Raw genomic sequence first — 19,063 nt, 5'->3', positions numbered from 1 at the left:
CATTTCTACAATTAGGTAATCGACGAAATGTAATTCTGTCAACAGTTAGTTGATTGGCTAATTGATTAATGGTAGAAAGCGCTATGTCCATACAGTTGATTTTCGAGGCGCTGGCCTCTCCCGTCCGACGCAAAATCCTCGCCTATGTCGCGCATCACGAGATGAACGCAGGCGATATCGCCGCGCGTTTCGATATGTCGAAACCGTCTATTTCCCAGCATTTACAATTGCTTGAGCATGCGGGGCTCGTCGCGTCGGAAAAACGGGGCAAGTATGTCTATTACCGGCAAGTATCGGACACGCTTGCCAACAGCCTGACGGGCTTCGTGCAGGATATCTGCCCGATCGGCGCACCGCTTCGCCGCGAAAGCGCGGAGAATGCGCGTAAGGCGCAGGAAAAAGATGGGGGTGCCGCGTCGGACCAAGGGAGCGACATCAACACGCCAGATCAGCCACCACCGAATCGAGGATGAGCATGCCCGACGGCGTGCAGCGCAGGCGTGAATTGCCCAGACGCTCGATGAAGCCGTGTTGGAGAAGAAAGTCTTCCTTGTCGGGGTCAAGATCGCGACCGGAGAGGTCGCTCCAGCGGGCAAGATCCACGCCTTCACGCAGGCGCAGGCCCATCAGCAGCAACTCGTCGGACTGTTCCTCGACACCCAGCATCTCCTGATCCAGAATGCCGTGACCATCGCGCTCGACGCTTTCGAGCCATGTTTCCGGGTGGCGCTGCGTGGCGGTCGCAAGTTTTGCGCCGCCCGTGGTCAGGCGTCCATGCGCGCCGGGGCCGATGCCGGCGTAATCGCCGTAACGCCAATAGGTCAGGTTATGGCGGCTTTCAGCACCCGGTATGGCGTGATTGGATACCTCATAGGCCGGCATGCCGTGACGGGCGGTGATGTCCTGCGTCGCCTCATAGAGAAGGGCCGACTGGTCGCCATCCGGTACGATCAGCTTGCCTGCCTTGTGCAGACCGTAAAAGGCCGTGCCTTCCTCGATGGTCAACTGGTAGAGCGACAGGTGATCGACCGCATAGGAGATGGCCTCGACAAGCTCTTTTTCCCATTCCTCCACCGTCTGGTTGGGCCGGGCATAGATGAGGTCGAAGGACATGCGTGGGAAGATTTCGCGGGCAAGCCGGATGGCTTTCAACGCATCTGCGACATCATGCAAACGGCCCAGAAACTTGAGGTCGCGGTCGTTGAGAGCCTGCACACCCATGGAGACACGGTTGATACCAGCGGCGCGGTAGCCGCGAAACCGCTCTGCCTCCACGCTGGACGGGTTGGCTTCCATGGTGATTTCGATGCCATCGGGCATATGCCAGAAACGGGCGATGCCATCCATGATGGCGCCGACCGTCTGCGGGTCCATGAGCGAGGGCGTGCCGCCGCCCAGGAAAACGCTGGTGACGACCTTTGCGCCGCTCAATTGGCGCATCGTTTCCATTTCCCGCAAGAAAGCAGCAACGAAACGCTCCTGATCCACGGGCTTGTGGCGGACATGGCTGTTGAAATCGCAATAGGGGCACTTGGCGGCGCAAAATGGCCAATGCACGTAGATGCCGAAACCCGGCTCACCGGTGTCAGGCAGCAGTGTCGCATCGGGGGCAGGGGAGAACCTGCTCCCAAGATCGATCATCATGCGTCCAGACAGGTTTCGACGAATGTCTTGAACGCGCGGGCGCGGTGCGAGAGCGCCTGGGGATCGCCCGGCTTCCAGCCGTGTTTCTCGTCGGATGTCATCTCGCCAAATGTCGTGTCATGGCCTTGCGGCTGGAAGATCGGATCATAGCCGAAGCCGCTGGTGCCGCGTGGAGGCCATGCGACGGTGCCCTCGATCTCGCCGCGGAAGAATTCGGTGTGGCCATCGGGCCAGGCCAGGCACAGGACGCTGACGAAGCGGCAGGTGCGGGCGGAAGGCTCGGTCGCGCCGCGTTCCTGCAAGGCGTCCTCCACCTTCTGCATCGCCATGTCGAAATCACGCGTGCCGTCAGCCGTTTCCGCCCAGTTGGCGGTGTAGACACCGGGATTGCCATCAAGCGCATCGATCACCAGACCGCTATCGTCGGACAGCGATGGCAATCCGGACGCCCGCGCAGAGGCCAGCGCCTTGATGGCGGCGTTTTCCTCGAATGTTGTGCCGGTTTCATCGGGCTCGGCGAAATTCAGCTCCGCCGCAGACTTGGCGGAAAAGCCTAAAGGGCCGATCAGATCGGCGATTTCGGCGATCTTGCCCTTGTTGTGGCTGGCAACGACGATGGTTCTGGTGTCGAGTTTGCGCATGGGTTTCGCGTTCCTGGCTCAGGCAATCGTCTGTTTTTGCAGCTCGACGAGGTCCGCACAGCCTGTCTTGGCAAGGCCCAGCAGCGTCAGGAACTCCTCCTCGCTGAACGGTGCGCCTTCGGCCGTGCCCTGAATTTCAACGATGCCACCCGAACCGGTGATGACGAAATTGGCGTCTGTTTCGGCCGAGGAATCTTCGAGATAATCGAGATCGATCACCGGCTGGCTGGCAAAGATGCCGCAGGATATCGCGGCGATATGGTCTTTCAAAACCTTCTCGACCTTGATCATGTTGCGGGTTTCCATCCACTTCAGGCAATCGTGAAGGGCAATCCATGCGCCGGTGATGGACGCCGTACGGGTTCCACCATCGGCCTGGATGACGTCGCAGTCGATGCTGATCTGGCGTTCGCCCAGCGCCTGAAGATCGACCACCGCTCTTAACGACCGTCCGATGAGGCGCTGGATTTCCTGCGTGCGGCCACCCTGCTTGCCGGACGCGGCCTCACGGCGCATGCGCTCGTTGGTGGAGCGGGGCAGCATGCCGTATTCGGCAGTGACCCAGCCCTTGCCGCTGTTGCGCAGCCATGGTGGCGTCTTTTCTTCAAGGCTGGCGGTCACGAGGACATGCGTGTCGCCGAATTTGACCAGACAGGAGCCCTCTGCATGCTTCGAGAAATTGCGCTCGAAAGACACTTTGCGCATCTGATCGGTTTTTCTGCCTGAAGGCCGCATCTGGTTCGTCTCCGTTTTGATCTCCGCCTTCTAAGGCCGCACCGGCCGTTTTGCAAAGGAAAAGCGGGTCGGTGCAGGGCATATGCGGAATTTCCGTTTTTACTTAAGCGCGCAAGCGACTATATTCCTGCCATGAACTGACGGGATGAAGAACGGACGTAATGAGCATTTCTCCTCCGATCGGAAAAGAACCGGGTGCGTTGCTGGATGATCGCTCGCGCGAAATCTTCCGGCGCATCGTGGAAGGCTATCTCGAAAATGGCGAGCCGCTGGGTTCGCGCAGTCTGTCGCGCGTTCTGCCCATGTCGCTGTCGCCCGCATCCGTTCGCAATGTGATGAGCGATCTGGAAGAACTCGGCCTGATCTATTCACCGCATATCAGCGCGGGCCGCCTGCCAACGCAGATCGGGTTGCGCTTTTTCGTGGACGCCTTCATGCAGGTGGGCGATCTGCCTGCCGAGCAGCGTGCCAGCATCGACCGCCAGATCGGCCCTGTCTCAGGCCGCGAGCAGCCGATCGAGGGCTTGCTGACGGAGGCCAGCCGCATGCTGTCCGGCATGTCGCGTGGCGCGGGTCTGGTGTTGACGACCAAGAGCGACGCGGTGCTGAAGCATGTGGAGTTCATTCGCCTCGAACCAACCAAGGGCTTGGCCATTCTGGTGGGCGACAACAACCAGGTCGAAAACCGCATCATCGAACTACCCGCCGGAATCACGTCGTCGCAATTGACGGAGGCCGCCAATTTCATCAACGCCCATCTGGCCGGACAAACGCTGCCGGAACTGCGCACCCAGCTGCTGGAACAGAAATCCGAGCTTCAGGCGGCGCTGAGCACGCTGGCGCAGGATCTCGTGACGCGCGGTCTTGCGGTTTGGTCCGGCGACAATGAGGAGGGTAAGCTGGGGCGGCTGATTGTTCGGGGACGCTCCAACCTTCTGGAAGGGCTCGCCGGCGAAGAAGATATCGACCGTGTGAGGCTGCTGTTCGATGATCTCGAGCGCAAGGACAATCTGATCGAGGTCCTCAACCTGGCTGAAACCGGTTCGGGCGTCAGAATTTTCATCGGCTCGGAGAACAAGCTGTTTTCGCTGTCAGGTTCCTCGCTGATCGTTGCGCCCTACCGGGACGATGAAAACCGTGTCGTCGGTGCCGTCGGCGTGATCGGGCCGACGCGGCTCAATTACTCGCGCATCGTGCCGATGGTCGATTATACGGCCCAGATCATGGCCCGGCTGGCCGGCAAACGGCGCTGATCTCGAAAACCTGCTACCGAATAGGAGATGGTTTGCCCGCAAGCCTTGATTTTTGCATGGTAAACCTCGATATCGGGCTCAACCCATAACAGATGTAGAGCTGGAGAACGTCATGACCGACGATACCAAGAAAAACGGACCTGACGCAGACGTCGTAGACGAGGCACTCGAGGCAATGGCTGTCGAAGATGATGCGCCTGAAACGTCCGAGCCCGATCCGATCGACGTGCTGAAGGCTGAAAATGCTGATCTGCGCGACAAATTCCTGCGTCTTGCTGCCGAGATGGACAACCTGCGTCGCCGCACCGAGCGAGAGGTGAAGGATGCCAAGGCCTATTCCGTCGCAGGCTTTGCCCGCGACATGCTGGCCGTATCCGACAATCTTCGCCGCGCGCTCGACACGATCCCCGAAGAGCTGAAGACAAATTCGGAAGCAGGCATCGCGGGTCTCATCGAAGGTGTCGATATGACCGAACGTTCGATGCTGTCGGCGCTGGAGCGCCACGGCGTGCGCAAGATGGATGCGGAAGGCGAGAAGTTCGACCCGAACTTCCATCAGGCGATGTTTGAAATTCCCAACACGGCTGTTCCCAACAATACTGTCGTGCAGGTGGTTCAGGCCGGTTTCACGATCGGTGACCGTGTGCTGCGGCCCGCAATGGTGGGTGTTGCCAAGGGTGGACCGAAGGGTGATGCACCGGCCACAGCCGAGCCAGGCACGAGCAGCGTCAACGAAAAAGACGCATGATGGAGGCACTTCGGGTCACCTGAACGGCGGGTGACCCCAACACCTCCAGAGCGCTTCATCGTCTGACGGGTACGCCTCGCGCATAAGACGGGGCTTTGCTCTAAGACACGAAAAATAGCTATTTCCCCTCAGTACAACTTTCGCTATGGTTGCAGCGAGACCGGGCGTAACGGACCGGTCTTGGGGCATAGAAACCCCTCAAGTGACGGCCGGTGTCGGCCGTAATGACACCCCTCAGCCATAGTTTTGTGGCTGAGGCGGTCTATTGTTGCTATACGCAATTCCTCTGCCTTTCCTATGGCTGGGGAGGTCCTGACGTATGTCCAAGGCGCGAGCCTAAAGGTCAGGGCGGTCGTTCACTTGCGGCTTTCTAACTCCCCGGCCACCAGAGGTCCGTTTCCTCCGGTGGTCGATCTCCCGTTTCGACAGAATGGCCGGTTGCTGCGCGTTTTTCCGCGTGAGCACCATGTACGATGGGGAAATGTGATGGAATCCTACAGCTTCTTTGCCGATCTCTTACACACCTTCCGCATGATGTCCGATCAGGTGAAGGTGCTCGCGATCTATATGCCCTGCGTCTTCGCGCTGGGCTTTGCAGCGCTCTACCTCTATCATCTGCGCAAGACCAATCCGCCCGTGTGGAAGGAGCCGCAGCCTTACACACTTATGCCGCCCGACAACACGCCGCGCCACGAACTGGGTCTTCCAAGCCTTGAGCGGTTGCGCAGGCTGGATGACCGGATGGCCGAGATGAAAATCGAGCGGGACGTCGGGCAATAGACCGATTGTAGAGAAAGTCGGAACCGGTTTCGCATCCGCAATTGCGGAAAAACAAACAGATGGAGCGTTGCAGGTGATCCATGGATCGCCGGAAATGCTCTAGCCGAACGGCAAGACCAACGGACATGTCAGGCGGCGTTGGCCTGTTCCTGGTTGAGGAAGGTAAAGATCGCGGTGTCGGATTCGGTCGCGCGCAGTTTGGCGACCAGCTCGGGATCGCGCAGCACCCGCGCAATGCGCGACAGCGCCTTCAGGTGATCGGCACCGGCGCCTTCCGGTGCGAGCAGCAGAAACACCAGGTCGACGGGCTGATCGTCCAGGGCTTCGAAATCGACGGCATTTTCGAGACGTGCGAAAACGCCGACGATGTGGTCGATGCTGGCAAGCTTTCCGTGGGGAATGGCGATACCGTGACCGACGCCGGTCGAACCCAGCCGCTCACGTTGCAAGATGACGTCAAACACTTCCCGCTCGGCCACGCCTGTGATTCGTGAGGCTCGGGCCGCCAATTCCTGAAGAAGCTGCTTTTTGGAATTCACTCTGAGGGCGGGAATAATCGCATCCTGTTGCAGCAAATCTGCCAACGCCATTCTCTATATCCTTCATGCGATCGAAACGGGCCGGAGGTGCCGCCATGCGGCCGCACCCCCGGTGCCTTGTCAGACTGTTCAGTTCTTTATCGTCGCTGCATCGATCCAGCCGATGTTTCCATCGGTCCGACGGTAGACGATATTCAGTTCCTTGGCTGGGCTGCGAAACAGCAGCACCGGCTCATCTGTCATGTCGAGCGCCATGACGGCGCTTGCAACGGTCATGGTTTTGACCTGCTTGGAGGTTTCAGCAACGATGGTCGGAGCGAAATCTTCCGGCAGTTCGTCATCCTCATCCGGGACGGCATCCATGACGGTATAGGGAAACTCTTCCAGAATGCCGTTGGCCGACGCACCGTTGTGATGGTGGTCCTTCAATTTTCTCTTGTATCTGCGAAGCCGCTTTTCTATCCGCTGGGCTGCCGCATCGAAACTCGCCTGTGGATCATTGGCTTGTCCCGCTGCGTGCAAGACGACACCCGTATCGAGATGTATCTTGCAATCGGCTGCGAAACCCGCGCCGGATTTCTCCACGGTTACTTGACCAGAATACCCCCCATCAAAGTACTTGGTAATCGCCAGGCTAATGTTGTCCTCGATCCGCTGACGGAACGATTCGCCGATATCCATATGTTTACCAGATACACGCACACTCATGGAATTTTTCCTTTTTCAGTGATTTGCGTGTAACAGCTTACGTTAAGCCAGACGCTCATCCAAGCGTTTCGAGAGACTTTCAGTCTCATTCCTGTTTGGCGCCTCAGCGTGGCGTACACTTTTGCGTTGATCGGCATCCTGCCGTCTGTGCGGCGAGCTTCTAACGCTGGAGGGGTCAAGAGTCAAACGGGATTATTAACAAATTGAAATATATAAAGAATTCGTTACGCCGTCGCAACTTTTGCGATGGCTTTCTTTTCCCGGCGTCGTTGTACGGACGACGGAATATTCATCGCCTCACGATATTTTGCGACCGTTCGACGCGCCAGTTCGACACCGCTTTTCTTCAGATTATTGACGATATCGTCATCCGATAGAACGTCGTCGGGCGCTTCCTGCGCGATCATGATCTTGATGCGATGACGCACCGCTTCGGCCGAGTGGCTATCGCCGCCTTCGACAGCGCCAATCGAAACGCTGAAGAAATATTTCAGCTCGAAAAGTCCGCGTGGCGTCAGCATGTATTTTCGCGATGTGACCCGACTGACGGTCGATTCATGCATCTTGATCGCATCCGCCACCTGCTTGAGATTGAGCGGGCGCAAATGATCGACGCCATGGAGAAGAAACGCGTCCTGCTGGCGCACGATCTCGTTTGCGACCTTCATGATCGTTCTGGCGCGCTGGTCCAGGCTGCGGGTCAGCCAGCTGGCGGTCTGCATGCACTCGGACAGGAACTCTCCATCCTCGCCGTTGCGCGTCTTGACTTTGGACACTTCTGAAAAATAGGTCTGATTGACCAGAACACGTGGCAACGTCTCCGGGTTGAGCTCGATCAACCAGCCACCATCGATGGAGGGCCGCACGACGATGTCAGGGACAATGGTTTCCGAAATACCCGTCTCGAAACCAGCGCCCGGGCGTGGATTGAGAGCGCGGATCTCGGCCAGCATATCCAGAAGATCGTCCTCGCCAACACCGCAGAGCCGCTTGAGAGAGGCGAAATCACGCTTTGCCAGAAGCTCCAGATGACCGACAAACGCCTTCATCGCCGGATCGAGACGATCTTTCTGTGCAAGCTGAATGGAAAGGCACTCACTCAAGCTGCGCGCAAAAATGCCCGGGGGGTCAAGGGTCTGCAGCGCGTGAAGCACGCGTTCGATGTCGGCTTTCGAGGCGCTCAGACGGTCAGAAATATCGTCTATCGCATCGACAGGGAGATAGCCCGTCTCATCAAGGTGATCGAGCAAGGCATCCGCAATCATCCTGTCCTGCGGCACGGGCACGGTAAAGGGAAGTTGCTGGCCGATATGGTCTCGAAGGCTGGGTTTGCTCGCAACGAAATCGTCGAGATCGTAGGACTCGCCCGCCTCCGCTCCCGGCATGGACTTCCATTGCCCGACAAGCTCCGGCGCGTCGGCCTTTGCCGGCGCGGTATCATCCTGAAAGACGTTTTCGAAATTGGTGTCCAGCTGTTCGTTCAGCGTGCTTGCGCGGTCACCGTACCACTCGTCCGCCTCCTGTGACGGGTCCGAATTCGGCTCTGGCGGTTCGCTGTGCCGATCAAAGCCATCGTCCAGCGGGGCGGTGCCCAAATCGATATCGTTTGCCACTATTTCAAGCAGCGGGTTCTTCTCGACTTCCTGGGCGATGAATTGCGTCAGCTCAATATGCGTCATCTGAAGCAGCTGAATGGACTGCATCAGTTGTGGGGTCATGACCAGAGACTGGTTTTGACGCAACAAAAGACTGGCGGACAAGGCCATGGCGGACGCTAAACTCCCATAAACCCCTTTAGCGCCGCTTTTTTCACGATGTTTCGGCGCCAAAGTCTGACTTGGCCCAAAAATTGCTTTTTATTGAGGTTTGGTCAAGCTCACTTGCGGGCGGGGAGGCAGAATCTTTTCGGGGAAAGAGGCGCCCACGTCACTTTTATCGTGCATTCGTCACAGGCTGAAATTATTGCCCAGATAAAGGCGACGAACTTCGGCGTTGTTGACGATCTCCGATGCCCTGCCATGGGTCAGAACTTCACCCGCGTGGATAATATAGGCGCGGTCGATCAGGCCCAACGTTTCACGCACATTGTGGTCGGTGATCAACACACCGATGCCGCGGGCCGTCAGGTGACGCACGAGATTCTGGATGTCGCTGACCGAGATCGGGTCGACGCCGGCAAAAGGCTCGTCCAGCAGCATGAAGGTCGGATCTGTTGCCAGCGCTCTCGCGATTTCGAGACGACGACGCTCACCGCCCGAAAGGGCAACGGCAGGCGACTTGCGCAGGGCCGAAATGTGGAATTCTTCCAGCAGCTCATCGAGCTTGCGATTGCGCTTCTTTTCGTCGCGTTCATGAACTTCCAGAACAGCTCGAATATTGTCTTCCACGGTCAGTCCGCGAAAGATCGATGCTTCCTGGGGAAGGTAGCCCACGCCCAGCCGCGACCGGCGATACATCGGCATGTTGGTCACATCATTGCCGTTTATGGCGATCTTGCCGGCATCGACGGGTACGAGACCGGTAATCATGTAAAAACAGGTGGTCTTGCCAGCACCGTTCGGTCCCAGAAGTCCGACCGCTTCACCACGGCGCACGACAAGCGACACGCCATTGACAACGCGACGCGTATTGTAGGTCTTGGTCAGGCCCTGAGCGATCAGGGTACCCTCATAGCGCGCCTTGTCTTCGGACAGATTGTCCGTTTCCGATGCGCGCGACGAGCCTGCGCCAAACAGTTTTGAAATGGATTGGATTTTCACGGGCTAAAGACTACTGCTTTTTCTGCGATTTCGGGTCGAGCATGATGCGAACCGGTCCGCCACAGCTTTCCAGCTTTGCCTGACCCGTCGTCATGAAAACCGTCAGTTTGCAACCGGTGAAAACATTCGTGTCCTGCGACAGGACCACCTGTTTTCCCGAGAGAATGAAGGTCTGCGCCGCCATGTCGAACTCACCCTTGTCGGCTGTCGCCTTTTGCGTTCCGGACGTGAGGTAAACGGAGTTGTCGACGAAAATCTTTTCGATGTCGGCATTTCCGCCGGTGATCGAGGCATTTTCGGCTGTGTTCCCGTCCTTGCTCTTATAGAGCACGGTCATCTTGCCTGCCTGCAGGGTCGTCGTCCCCTGCACCACCTTCACATTGCCGGTGAAGTAAGCCTTGTGCTCCTGGTCGCGCACTTCCAGCTGATCACTTTCGATGGCAATAGGCTGGTCATTGGAAAGTTTGAGGCCTTCCATGTTGCTCGTGGTGGATTGCGCGGCTGCGGTGCCCGCAAGACATGCAATTGCAACGGCGGCAAAACAGGCGGCGTTGGTATGACGGGCTGTGCGCAAAATCTGCATCATCTGGGTCGGGCTCTCACTTGCCAGCGTTCTGGCCGGCGTTCTGAATGGTCGATGCAGCGATACGAGCTCGTACCTGCCCCGAAAATGTAATCGTTTTACCATTATCTGCAATGCGTAAACTTTCCGCATTGATCGAGCCTTCCTGGGTCTTCACGAAAACAGGCTTGTCCGTTTCCATCGTTCCCGCTTTCATATCGACATTTGCAGACTGGAACTTTGCTTGTAATCCATTGCTGAGATTGATGTCAAAGGGTGCCATCATTTGCAACTTATTTGTTGCACGGTCAAACAGACCTTCCTGCGCTACAACCTGCGCCACGATGTCGTTCATGGGCAATGCAGCCAAAACCTTCTCCAGCGTCATCAGGTTGGGGCTGGCGATATCCTGGAGCGCCCGCTCCGCATTCATCGAATAGTCGAAACCACTGTTGTTGCGCCCGGCAAGCGCGGGTTTTTCCATGACGAGCTTGCCGTTTTCCACCTTCGAACTTTCGAGCGTGACCTCGTCCGGTACCCATGTCCGCACGAGCGAAACCGCGATGAAGGACAGCGATATGATGGCGGCGCCCAGCGGAAGGATGACCTTGAGTTTTCGCACCCGGCCGGAATGGCGCAACGCCATGGCATAGGTATCGGCGTGTCCATGGGACGACGCGAAACTGGGACTTGGTTGGCTTAGTCGCTCAAGCATGTGCTAAAAATCCGGGTGTCGATACGGTACCATTCAATAAAATCGGGCGCCATCATTCGCTGCAACGTCGGGTGTGGCACGCGTGGCGTGCTCTGCCAATATGGTTTTTCTCGGAAACATCGCAAGGGCCACGATATTTTTATCAAAACGATGCTTTCCCGTTTGTTTCCTTGCAAGAGGTGGCTACAAGGCTCATATGGCGAACTTCAGACGCTGTGAACACTCTATAGCGAAGGCGGGTAAATGGATCAGATGGCAATCGCAGACCGCAGGCAGTTGCGACGCAAGCTGACCTTCTGGCGTGTCACGGTCGTCCTTCTTCTGGTTGTGGGTCTTTTTGCGCTCTACCGCTTCGCTTTGACGCCGCCACAGCAAAGCACTCGCCCGCACATTGCGCGTATCGAGATCACCGGTCTGATCCAGGACGATACCGAACTTCTGGAGCGGTTGCAAAAGATTGCCGATAGCGACAGCGCCAAGGGCCTGATCGTCTCGATTTCCTCGCCCGGTGGCACCACCTATGGCGGCGAGCGTATTTTCAAGGCCATCCGCGCCGTTGCCGAAAAGAAACCGGTTGTTTCAGATGTGCGCACCCTGGCTGCTTCCGCCGGTTACATGATCGCGACCGCAGCCGATACGATCGTTGCAGGCGACACCTCGATCACCGGTTCCATCGGCGTCATCTTCCAGTATCCGCAAGTCGGCCCGCTGCTGGACAAGCTCGGCGTATCGCTGCAGGAAATCAAATCATCGCCGATGAAGGCTGAACCGTCGCCCTTCCATGAGCCGCCGGAAGAGTCCAAAACCATGATCCGCAACATGATCATGGACAGCTACGGCTGGTTCGTCGATCTGGTGGCCGACCGTCGCAAGCTGCCGCGCGAGGACGTCTTGAAGCTTGCCGATGGCTCGATCTTCACTGGCCGCCAGGCGCTTGCGGTGAAATTGATCGATACCCTGGGCGGCGAAAAGGAAATTCGCGCCTATTTCGACAGCCGCAAGGTTGCCAAGGATCTCCCGATCGTGGAGTGGACCGCGCCGTCACAAAGATCGCCATTATCGCTCCTGAGCATTGCCGGTATCGCCAAGGTGCTCGGATATGACCAATTCCTGCCATTTAACGTGCCGCACCAGCTGGGCGCCGACAAGTTGTTTCTTGACGGTCTTGTTTCGGTTTGGCAGGTTGGCGAACGATAAAAATCCAATCCTTTCAGGGGGCAACCGTGATTAAGTCTGAACTGGTGCAGATCGTGGCTGCGCATAACCCGCACCTCTACCATCGCGACGTTGAAAATATCGTCAACGCCGTGCTCGATGAGATCACCGATGCACTGGCTGCCGGCAACCGCGTGGAGCTGCGCGGCTTCGGGGCCTTTTCGGTCAAGAACCGCCCTTCGCGCTCCGGTCGTAACCCGCGCACGGGAGAATCGGTTTTCGTTGAAGAGAAGTGGGTCCCCTTTTTCAAGACCGGCAAGGAACTGCGCGAGCGGCTCAATCCGGGCATGAGCGACGTCGAAGACGAAGACTGAGCGCACCGTGCGACGTGGTTTTGACCTTATGCGCTTTCAACAACGGTTGAGACTGAGCAATCGGCCTCCTATCTGACGTCCATGCAGGTTTGTCTGAAGGCCCCTAAAGACGGAGTATCGTTGGATGCCAAAAAAGATCATCAACCTCCTGGTCCTCGTGCCGCTCGCCATTATTCTGGTGGTGTTGTGCGTGGCCAACCGGCAGGCCGTGACGCTCGCGCTCAATCCGTTCAGACCTGATGACAGTCTTTTGTCGTTTTCCGCGCCATTCTTCGTCTTCATCTTCCTCTCGCTTATCCTGGGCATCGTTTTGGGGTCCATGGTCACCTGGTTTTCGCAGGGCAAATACCGCAAGCGGGCGCGCACCGAAGCCAAGGAAGCCGTACGCTGGCACGATGAGGCCAATCGCCACAAGGCCGCTGCCAATGCTGTTGTCGCCACAACGCCAACCACAACGCAGATCGCCTCCAAGTAAAATTCCGCGTGAAGCGATAGGTGTTTGAGGCGCAGCCCTTTGATAATGGCGCGCCTTGATGATATTCGCTGTCGCAACAGATGCGGTCAGACTTGGAAAGAACCCCGTTGAAGAAAAAAGACAATCGCCCGGGTGCCAAGCCGCGCGCAGGGCAGGAGCCCCGAAACAAGAGCGCTGGCAAACCGCCGAGGCCAAAAAATGCCGAAGCCCGCGGCCGCGCTGCCGACCATGTCCGCGCGCCGACGGCCGCACCGGTCAGGACCGGTTCCAGAGACAGCGTGAAGGATGCCGCCAAGGCAAAGACCAACGGGCCTGCCGCTGAGACGGAACAGGTTGCGCCACGCCCCTTGAAGGAGCGTACGGGCGCCCTGCCGAGTGAACGGGTGCCGGTCATCCTGGAATCGCTCGGGGCTGGCGACTTTCACCTGATCGACAGCGGGAATGCCTTGAAGCTGGAGCAATACGGTGATTACCGCATCGTTCGACCGGAAGCGCAGGCTCTGTGGCGACCCACTCTGCCGCAGCGTGTCTGGGACAATGCCGATTCCGTCTTTTCCGGCGATACGGACGAGGATGGCATGGGCCGCTGGCGCTTTCCCAAGGAGCCGCTGGGTGAAACCTGGCCGCTTTCTCTTCTAGGTGTCAACTTTCTCGGTCGTTTCACCGCCTTTCGCCATGTCGGTGTCTTTCCGGAACAGATCGTGCATTGGGAATGGCTTAAAGAAACCATCGAGGCTTCGGATCGTCCTTTGAAGGTGCTGAACCTCTTCGGTTATACCGGGGTCGCTTCGCTGGTGGCGGCTGCTGCCGGTGCGGAAGTAACCCATGTGGATGCCTCCAAGAAGGCCATTGGCTGGGCACGCGAAAATCAGGCACTGGCAGGTCTGGACAACGCGCCTATCCGCTGGATCTGCGAAGATGCGATGAAGTTTATTCTGCGGGAAGAACGGCGTGGCAACACCTACGACATCATTCTGACCGATCCGCCGAAATTCGGGCGTGGCACCCATGGCGAAATCTGGGAGCTGTTCGATCACCTGCCGCTGATGCTGGATGTCTGCCGCGATATTCTGTCGCCAAATGCGCTAGGGCTTGTGCTGACGGCCTATTCGATCCGCGCCAGTTTTTATTCGATGCATGAATTGATGCGTGAAACCATGCGTGGCGCAGGCGGCGAGGTTGCCTCCGGTGAACTCGTGATCCGCGAAGCTGGCCTTGATGGCAAGACCCAGGGGCGCGCCCTTTCCACCTCACTCTTCAGCCGCTGGGTGCCGAAATGACCGATGACCGCCGTGAAAACAGACCGGGCCGGGTAGGGCAGGTCAAGGAGGTCACCAGCCTCGCCAACCCCATCATCAAGGACATCAAGAATCTCACCCAGAAGAAGGGTCGGGAAGAGACCGGCACCTTCATGGCCGAGGGTCTGAAGCTGGTCATCGATGCGCTGGAGCTGGGCTGGACGATCCGCACGCTGGTCTACGCCAAGAATGCCAAGGGCAAATCGCTGGTCGAGCAGGTGGCCGCAAAGACGGTCGCCTCTGGCGGTCTTGTTCTGGAAGTCACCGAAAAAATTCTGTCCTCCATCACCCGTCGTGACAATCCGCAGATGGTCGTGGGAATTTTCGATCAGAAATGGACTGACCTCAACGATATCCGCCCCGACAGTGGCCAGACCTATATTGCGCTGGACAGGGTGCGCGATCCCGGCAATCTCGGCACCATCATCCGCACCGCCGATGCGGCTGGCGCATCCGGTGTCATCCTTCTGGGTGACTGCACAGACCCGTTTTCGCTGGAAACCGTGCGCGCCACCATGGGGTCGGTCTTTGCCATCGCCGTTGCGCACGCAACCGTGGACGCGTTCCTGAGCTGGAAAAAATCGGCAGGTGTCAGCGTCGTCGCCACCCATCTGGCCGGTTCGGTGGACTACAGGACCGTCGATTACAAAAAGAAGCCGACCGTGCTGTTGATGGGCAACGAGCAGGGCGGTCTGCCGCCGGAGCTTGCGTCCAAGGCAGACCAGCTGGCGCGCATTCCCCAGCAGGGCCGTGCCGACTCGCTCAATCTGGCGATTGCAACCGGTGTCATGCTGTTTGAAGCCCGCCGCCATCTTCTCGAACTTTCCCCGGTGACATGATGGCCAAGCCTGCCCTGTTTTCCAAACTCGCCCCCGCTGTTGCCCTGATCGTCATCGCACTGATTACCGACCAGGTCGTCAAGCTTCTGGTGGAAGCCTATCTGCCTCTTCAGGAAATGGTGCCCGTCGTGCCGTATCTGGCGCTCTACCGCACCTATAATCTCGGCGTGGCGTTTTCGATGCTGTCGGGAATGGAAGGCTGGTTCATTGTGACCATGCGGCTGCTCATCGTCTGTTTCGTCATCTGGCTGTGGCGAAAGACCGATTCCGATCGCACCTTTGCGCATCTGGGTTTCGCGCTGATCATTGCCGGTGCCGCCGGCAACATCTTCGACCGATTTTTGTATGGCCATGTCATCGATTACATTCTGTTTCACACGCAGACATGGTCGTTCGCGGTATTCAACCTGGCGGATTCCTTCATCACCATCGGTGCGGGCTGCGTCATTCTGGATGAAATTCTTCACGCCAAGGCGAAGAAAAGCTAAATTTTTAGCGTATTCGCCAAGTCAATCAAAACGGCTGCCATGCTAAGGCTGGCACCATGAGCGAACTGGCGAAACTGCAACACCGGCTGTCCGAAACGTTCGACCCTGTTGCGAAGGACGCAGCTCTGGTTGCGCCGCCCGCCGTCGAAGCGACGGCAGGGCAGCAGACGGCACGTTTTTACCTCCGCCTGCTTCGAGCCATGACGCTGTTTACGGCAGGGTGCGGGTTTGCCTTTGCGAGTGCCGTCTATCTGGGTGGAAACGTCGCGCTCTACATGGCGGCGCTCTCGGTCACGATCTGCGTGTCCTGCGGCTTTTACATGATGGTCCGGTCGTCCATGCTGCGTCAGGCCTCCCTGCGCGACGTGAAGATCGTTGATGCCCGCTACCGCCAGAACGTGGCCCTGATGGCGGAAATTCATGAGGCGATGGGCGATATCGTCGTCACGCGCGACATGGACCGGCGCATCCTCCACACCAATGCCGCCTTTTGCGAAATGACCGGCTGTACGGAGCCGCAGGGCAAAACCTGCGAAGAAATCGGCATCGCGTTCCGCCCCGGCGGCAAGGCGCATTGCTACGATGTCGAGATCGCCACACCCTATGGCCAGCGCATCTTTACCTGGCATGACGTGGTGGCAAACGACGCGGCCAGCAGCCGTCTGGTCATCAGCAGCCTCGCCCGCGATGTGACCGATGAGCGCGCCGCACTCAGAACCCGCGAGGATGCCAGACTGCGGGCGGAAAATGCCAACGCCGCCAAGGGCAGACTTCTGGCCACTGTCAGCCACGAAATTCGTCTGCCGCTATCAGGCATTCTGGGCATGAACCATCTTCTGTCGCAGACCAAACTCACACAGGAGCAGCACAACTATCTCGACGGAATGCGCCAGTCGGGGCAATCACTGGTGCAGCTCGTCGAGGATCTGCTCGATTTTTCCACGATGGAAGCCGGGCGGTTCAGGCTCAATCCGAGAGCCGAGAACCTGCGCCAGCTCATCGAAAGTGTGGTGGAAATGCTGGCCCATCGCGCCCACGAAAAGGGCATCGAAATCGCGTCCATCGTTTCGGCCGATGTTCCTGACTGTCTCGATTTCGATCCCGCACGTCTGCGCCAGGTGCTGTTCAACCTCATCGGCAATGCGGTGAAGTTCACGACCAGGGGCGGTGTGCTGGTGCGAGCATCCATGCTCGGCGACACGCTTTCGATTGCCGTGAACGACACCGGTCCCGGGATCGGGAAAGCAGAACAGGCCCGCATTTTCGGTGAGTTCGAACAGGCAGGCTCCGCATCGCACAGACATGCAGGCACGGGCCTTGGCCTTGCCATCTCCGCCCGCATCATCCGCGAATTCGGTGGGGCGCTGACGGTGGCGAGCAAGAAGGGAGAGGGCAGCGTCTTTACGGCAACCTTCAAGCCGGGCGCAGCACCGACCTCCAACGGGGTGTCCAGCCGCGCGGGCGCGCTCTGCAAGTCGAACGTCCTGTTGCTGGCACCGGCAGGCGTTGCTGCAACCGCCACCGGCGATATCATCCGGGGTCTGGGTGGCACTTGCACTTTGGTTTCGACACCGAGACAATTGAAGGCGGCGAGGCTTAACACCCCCAATAGTCTGGCTGACATCACCGACATCATCGTCGATCACCGGGTTGCCCCGCAGTTTCGCGAGGCGTTGGAAGGCTGGTCATCAAGATCTGACCGCACTGTCCGCCAGATTTTGCTGGTCAACCCGGAAGAGCGCGGCGCGCAGTCGCAGGAGGCGTTCGACGCCTGGCTGATCCGTCCCTTGCGTGAAAAGTCGCTGACCGACGTTCTGTGCGGTCGTCTGCGCGGGCTTGAGCGTCGCGATGCCATCAATGACAATCAGCATCCCGGTTTTGGTTTTTCCACGGCTCTGAATGAGGCGCCCTATGACCTTGATGTTCTCGTGGCCGAGGACGATCCTGTCAACGCCCGCATCTTGCGTGCCGTGCTGGAGAAATCCGGCTGTCAGGTGCGTATGGTCCACGACTTCGAAGCTCTGACGAAGGCTCTTTCGGTGGCTGGTGGACCTTTGCCGGATCTCGTTATTTCCGATCTCCATATGCCCCTTGGTGATGGGCTGGAGGTACTGCCACGCCTCAACGCGTTGCTGAAGGGTCGTAAAAACCTACCGATCATGGTGCTGAGCGGCGATACGACGCCTGAGACGAAATCCGTTCTGCTCAAGGCGGGCATCAGCACGGTGCTCGTCAAACCGGTGGAGCCGAAGCGTCTGATCGAGGATGTGTTGCGTCTGTTTCCACAAAAACGCACCGGCGCGTTTTGAATTGATCTCCTGCCCGTTACGCGGCTAACTGTCACTGTTGTGTCGTCAAGAAGTGATTTATGACAGCCAGAACGAAACGGTGGTGGGGCGATTCTCCATGGTCACGGAAACTCTTGAACATGACATTCGCGAGCGCAATGTCATTGCACATATCGCGCCCGTTTCGCCGCCGCGCAACGACGATGTGTTCGGTCGCATCGGCCCGCTGGAAACCCGGCTGGCCAGAAACGACCGTGAAATCGACGCGGCACAGCATGTCCGCTTCCGGGTCTTTGTGGAGGAGATGGGCGCGCGGCTTCCCGCCGACGCCATGCGCCGCAATCGTGATATCGATGCATTCGATGCCGTCTGCGACCATCTGCTGGTTCTGGACAATTCCATCGAAGGCGATCCGGAAGACCAGATCGTCGGCACCTACCGCCTGCTGCGCCAGGAAACGGCTTTTGCCTACAATGGTTTTTACTCGGCCAGCGAGTTCGATGTCGACGGGCTGATCGCCCGCCATCCGGGCAAGCGCTTCATGGAACTCGGCCGCTCCTGCGTTCTGCCGCAATATCGCACGAAAAGAACGGTCGAACTTCTGTGGCAGGGCAACTGGGCCTATGCCGTCCGCCACCGTATGGATGCCATGATCGGCTGCGCTTCGTTTCCCGGTGTGCAGCCGGAGGCGCATGCTCTGGCGCTTTCCTTCCTCCATCACAATTGCGGTGCGAAAGGCGAATGGTCTGCATCTGCCCTGCCCGAGCTTTACCGCGAGATGGACATGATGCCCACCGAAGCCATCAACCCGCGCCGTGCGCTTGTCGGTATGCCGCCGCTCATCAAGGCCTATATGCGCATCGGCGCCACATTCGGTTCCGGCGCCGTGGTCGACCATGCCTTCAACACGACGGATGTGCTGGTCATTCTACCGGTGTCATCCATCGCCGGACGATACATCACCTATTACGGCGGCGAAGGCTATCGTTTCAACGGTTAAGTCTGAAGCTTCCTGTGGGCAGGCGGGTCGACTGTGTTGTGGTAAAGGCGAGGGGCCGTTAG

Annotated in this window: 21 protein-coding genes; 12 read left to right on the top strand and 9 right to left on the bottom strand. The window is 58.2% G+C overall.

What is annotated here, in order from left to right; genetic code table 11:
• Positions 1-83 precede the first annotated feature (83 nt).
• Positions 84-473 carry a metalloregulator ArsR/SmtB family transcription factor gene (locus tag GGQ73_RS13395; RefSeq protein WP_327786323.1) on the top strand — a complete coding sequence of 130 codons (390 nt, stop codon included), beginning with the start codon at positions 84-86 and terminating at the stop codon, positions 471-473.
• Here GGQ73_RS13395 and hemW read toward each other — a convergent pair.
• Genes hemW through rph form a run of 3 tightly spaced genes read right to left on the bottom strand, consistent with a single transcriptional unit; the run spans position 436 to position 3,020 of the window.
• The gene (hemW, locus tag GGQ73_RS13390) at positions 436-1,641 is read right to left on the bottom strand and encodes a radical SAM family heme chaperone HemW (RefSeq protein ID WP_183896746.1); all 1,206 of its coding nucleotides are present in this window, start codon (positions 1,639-1,641) and stop codon (positions 436-438) included. The genes GGQ73_RS13395 and hemW overlap by 38 nt on opposite strands.
• Positions 1,641-2,285 (bottom strand): RdgB/HAM1 family non-canonical purine NTP pyrophosphatase, encoded by a 645-nt coding sequence (gene rdgB / locus GGQ73_RS13385; RefSeq protein ID WP_174151762.1) that lies wholly within the window; start codon positions 2,283-2,285, stop codon positions 1,641-1,643. The genes hemW and rdgB overlap by 1 nt, the downstream gene beginning before the upstream one ends.
• 18 nt (positions 2,286-2,303) lie before the next feature.
• Positions 2,304-3,020, bottom strand: a complete 717-nt coding sequence (gene rph, locus GGQ73_RS13380; RefSeq protein WP_174151763.1) for a ribonuclease PH — start codon at positions 3,018-3,020, stop codon at positions 2,304-2,306.
• Between the two features lie 161 nt (positions 3,021-3,181).
• On the opposite strand from rph, the gene hrcA reads away from it, so the two are divergent.
• From hrcA to GGQ73_RS13365, 3 genes are all read left to right on the top strand, one after another.
• The gene (gene hrcA / locus GGQ73_RS13375) at positions 3,182-4,273 is read left to right on the top strand and encodes a heat-inducible transcriptional repressor HrcA (protein ID WP_174151764.1); all 1,092 of its coding nucleotides are present in this window, start codon (positions 3,182-3,184) and stop codon (positions 4,271-4,273) included.
• A gap of 112 nt (positions 4,274-4,385) precedes the next feature.
• Positions 4,386-5,021 (top strand): nucleotide exchange factor GrpE, encoded by a 636-nt coding sequence (gene grpE, locus GGQ73_RS13370; protein WP_174151765.1) that lies wholly within the window; start codon positions 4,386-4,388, stop codon positions 5,019-5,021.
• A 486-nt stretch (positions 5,022-5,507) separates the two neighbouring features.
• On the top strand, positions 5,508-5,801 hold the full coding sequence (locus GGQ73_RS13365) for a hypothetical protein (RefSeq protein ID WP_174151766.1): 294 nt from the start codon (positions 5,508-5,510) through the stop codon (positions 5,799-5,801).
• A gap of 128 nt (positions 5,802-5,929) precedes the next feature.
• Here GGQ73_RS13365 and ptsN read toward each other — a convergent pair whose 3' ends face one another.
• The 6 genes from ptsN to lptC form a co-directional block, all read right to left on the bottom strand.
• A complete protein-coding gene (gene ptsN / locus GGQ73_RS13360; protein ID WP_174151767.1) occupies positions 5,930-6,391 on the bottom strand; it encodes a PTS IIA-like nitrogen regulatory protein PtsN in 462 nt (153 codons plus the stop codon).
• A 78-nt stretch (positions 6,392-6,469) separates the two neighbouring features.
• On the bottom strand, positions 6,470-7,048 hold the full coding sequence (gene hpf, locus GGQ73_RS13355) for a ribosome hibernation-promoting factor, HPF/YfiA family (protein WP_045230146.1): 579 nt from the start codon (positions 7,046-7,048) through the stop codon (positions 6,470-6,472).
• A 224-nt stretch (positions 7,049-7,272) separates the two neighbouring features.
• Positions 7,273-8,814, bottom strand: coding sequence for an RNA polymerase factor sigma-54 (gene rpoN / locus GGQ73_RS13350; protein ID WP_183896745.1), 1,542 nt, complete (start codon positions 8,812-8,814; stop codon positions 7,273-7,275).
• Between the two features lie 180 nt (positions 8,815-8,994).
• Positions 8,995-9,783 carry an LPS export ABC transporter ATP-binding protein gene (gene lptB, locus GGQ73_RS13345; RefSeq protein WP_174151935.1) on the bottom strand — a complete coding sequence of 263 codons (789 nt, stop codon included), beginning with the start codon at positions 9,781-9,783 and terminating at the stop codon, positions 8,995-8,997.
• A 34-nt stretch (positions 9,784-9,817) separates the two neighbouring features.
• The gene (locus GGQ73_RS13340; protein WP_183896744.1) at positions 9,818-10,393 is read right to left on the bottom strand and encodes an LptA/OstA family protein; all 576 of its coding nucleotides are present in this window, start codon (positions 10,391-10,393) and stop codon (positions 9,818-9,820) included.
• Positions 10,394-10,406: 13 nt separating this feature from the next.
• Positions 10,407-11,084: an LPS export ABC transporter periplasmic protein LptC gene (lptC, locus tag GGQ73_RS13335; protein ID WP_174151770.1), complete on the bottom strand. Its 678-nt coding sequence runs from the start codon at positions 11,082-11,084 to the stop codon at positions 10,407-10,409.
• Between the two features lie 243 nt (positions 11,085-11,327).
• Here lptC and sppA point away from each other — a divergent pair, with 243 nt between their 5' ends.
• From sppA to olsB, 8 genes are all read left to right on the top strand, one after another.
• Positions 11,328-12,281, top strand: a complete 954-nt coding sequence (gene sppA / locus GGQ73_RS13330) for a signal peptide peptidase SppA (RefSeq protein ID WP_174151771.1) — start codon at positions 11,328-11,330, stop codon at positions 12,279-12,281.
• Between the two features lie 2 nt (positions 12,282-12,283).
• On the top strand, positions 12,284-12,613 hold the full coding sequence (locus tag GGQ73_RS13325) for an integration host factor subunit beta (protein ID WP_269082219.1): 330 nt from the start codon (positions 12,284-12,286) through the stop codon (positions 12,611-12,613).
• Positions 12,614-12,737: 124 nt separating this feature from the next.
• Complete coding sequence (locus GGQ73_RS13320) at positions 12,738-13,088, top strand: lipopolysaccharide assembly protein LapA domain-containing protein (protein WP_174151772.1); 351 nt, start codon at positions 12,738-12,740, stop codon at positions 13,086-13,088.
• A 107-nt stretch (positions 13,089-13,195) separates the two neighbouring features.
• Positions 13,196-14,368 (top strand): class I SAM-dependent methyltransferase, encoded by a 1,173-nt coding sequence (locus GGQ73_RS13315; RefSeq protein WP_183896743.1) that lies wholly within the window; start codon positions 13,196-13,198, stop codon positions 14,366-14,368.
• Positions 14,365-15,225, top strand: a complete 861-nt coding sequence (locus tag GGQ73_RS13310) for a TrmH family RNA methyltransferase (protein WP_183896742.1) — start codon at positions 14,365-14,367, stop codon at positions 15,223-15,225. The genes GGQ73_RS13315 and GGQ73_RS13310 overlap by 4 nt, the downstream gene beginning before the upstream one ends.
• Positions 15,225-15,713 (top strand): signal peptidase II, encoded by a 489-nt coding sequence (gene lspA, locus GGQ73_RS13305; RefSeq protein WP_183896741.1) that lies wholly within the window; start codon positions 15,225-15,227, stop codon positions 15,711-15,713. Before GGQ73_RS13310 ends, lspA begins: the two co-directional genes overlap by 1 nt.
• A gap of 56 nt (positions 15,714-15,769) precedes the next feature.
• The gene (locus tag GGQ73_RS13300) at positions 15,770-18,022 is read left to right on the top strand and encodes a hybrid sensor histidine kinase/response regulator (RefSeq protein WP_183896740.1); all 2,253 of its coding nucleotides are present in this window, start codon (positions 15,770-15,772) and stop codon (positions 18,020-18,022) included.
• A 97-nt stretch (positions 18,023-18,119) separates the two neighbouring features.
• The gene (gene olsB / locus GGQ73_RS13295) at positions 18,120-19,001 is read left to right on the top strand and encodes a l-ornithine N(alpha)-acyltransferase (protein WP_183896739.1); all 882 of its coding nucleotides are present in this window, start codon (positions 18,120-18,122) and stop codon (positions 18,999-19,001) included.
• Positions 19,002-19,063: the final 62 nt, after the last annotated feature.

The organism is Rhizobium skierniewicense (assembly GCF_014196515.1).
Taxonomy (GTDB): domain Bacteria; phylum Pseudomonadota; class Alphaproteobacteria; order Rhizobiales; family Rhizobiaceae; genus Agrobacterium; species Agrobacterium skierniewicense.
This window is presented reverse-complemented; position numbering and strand designations above follow the sequence as displayed.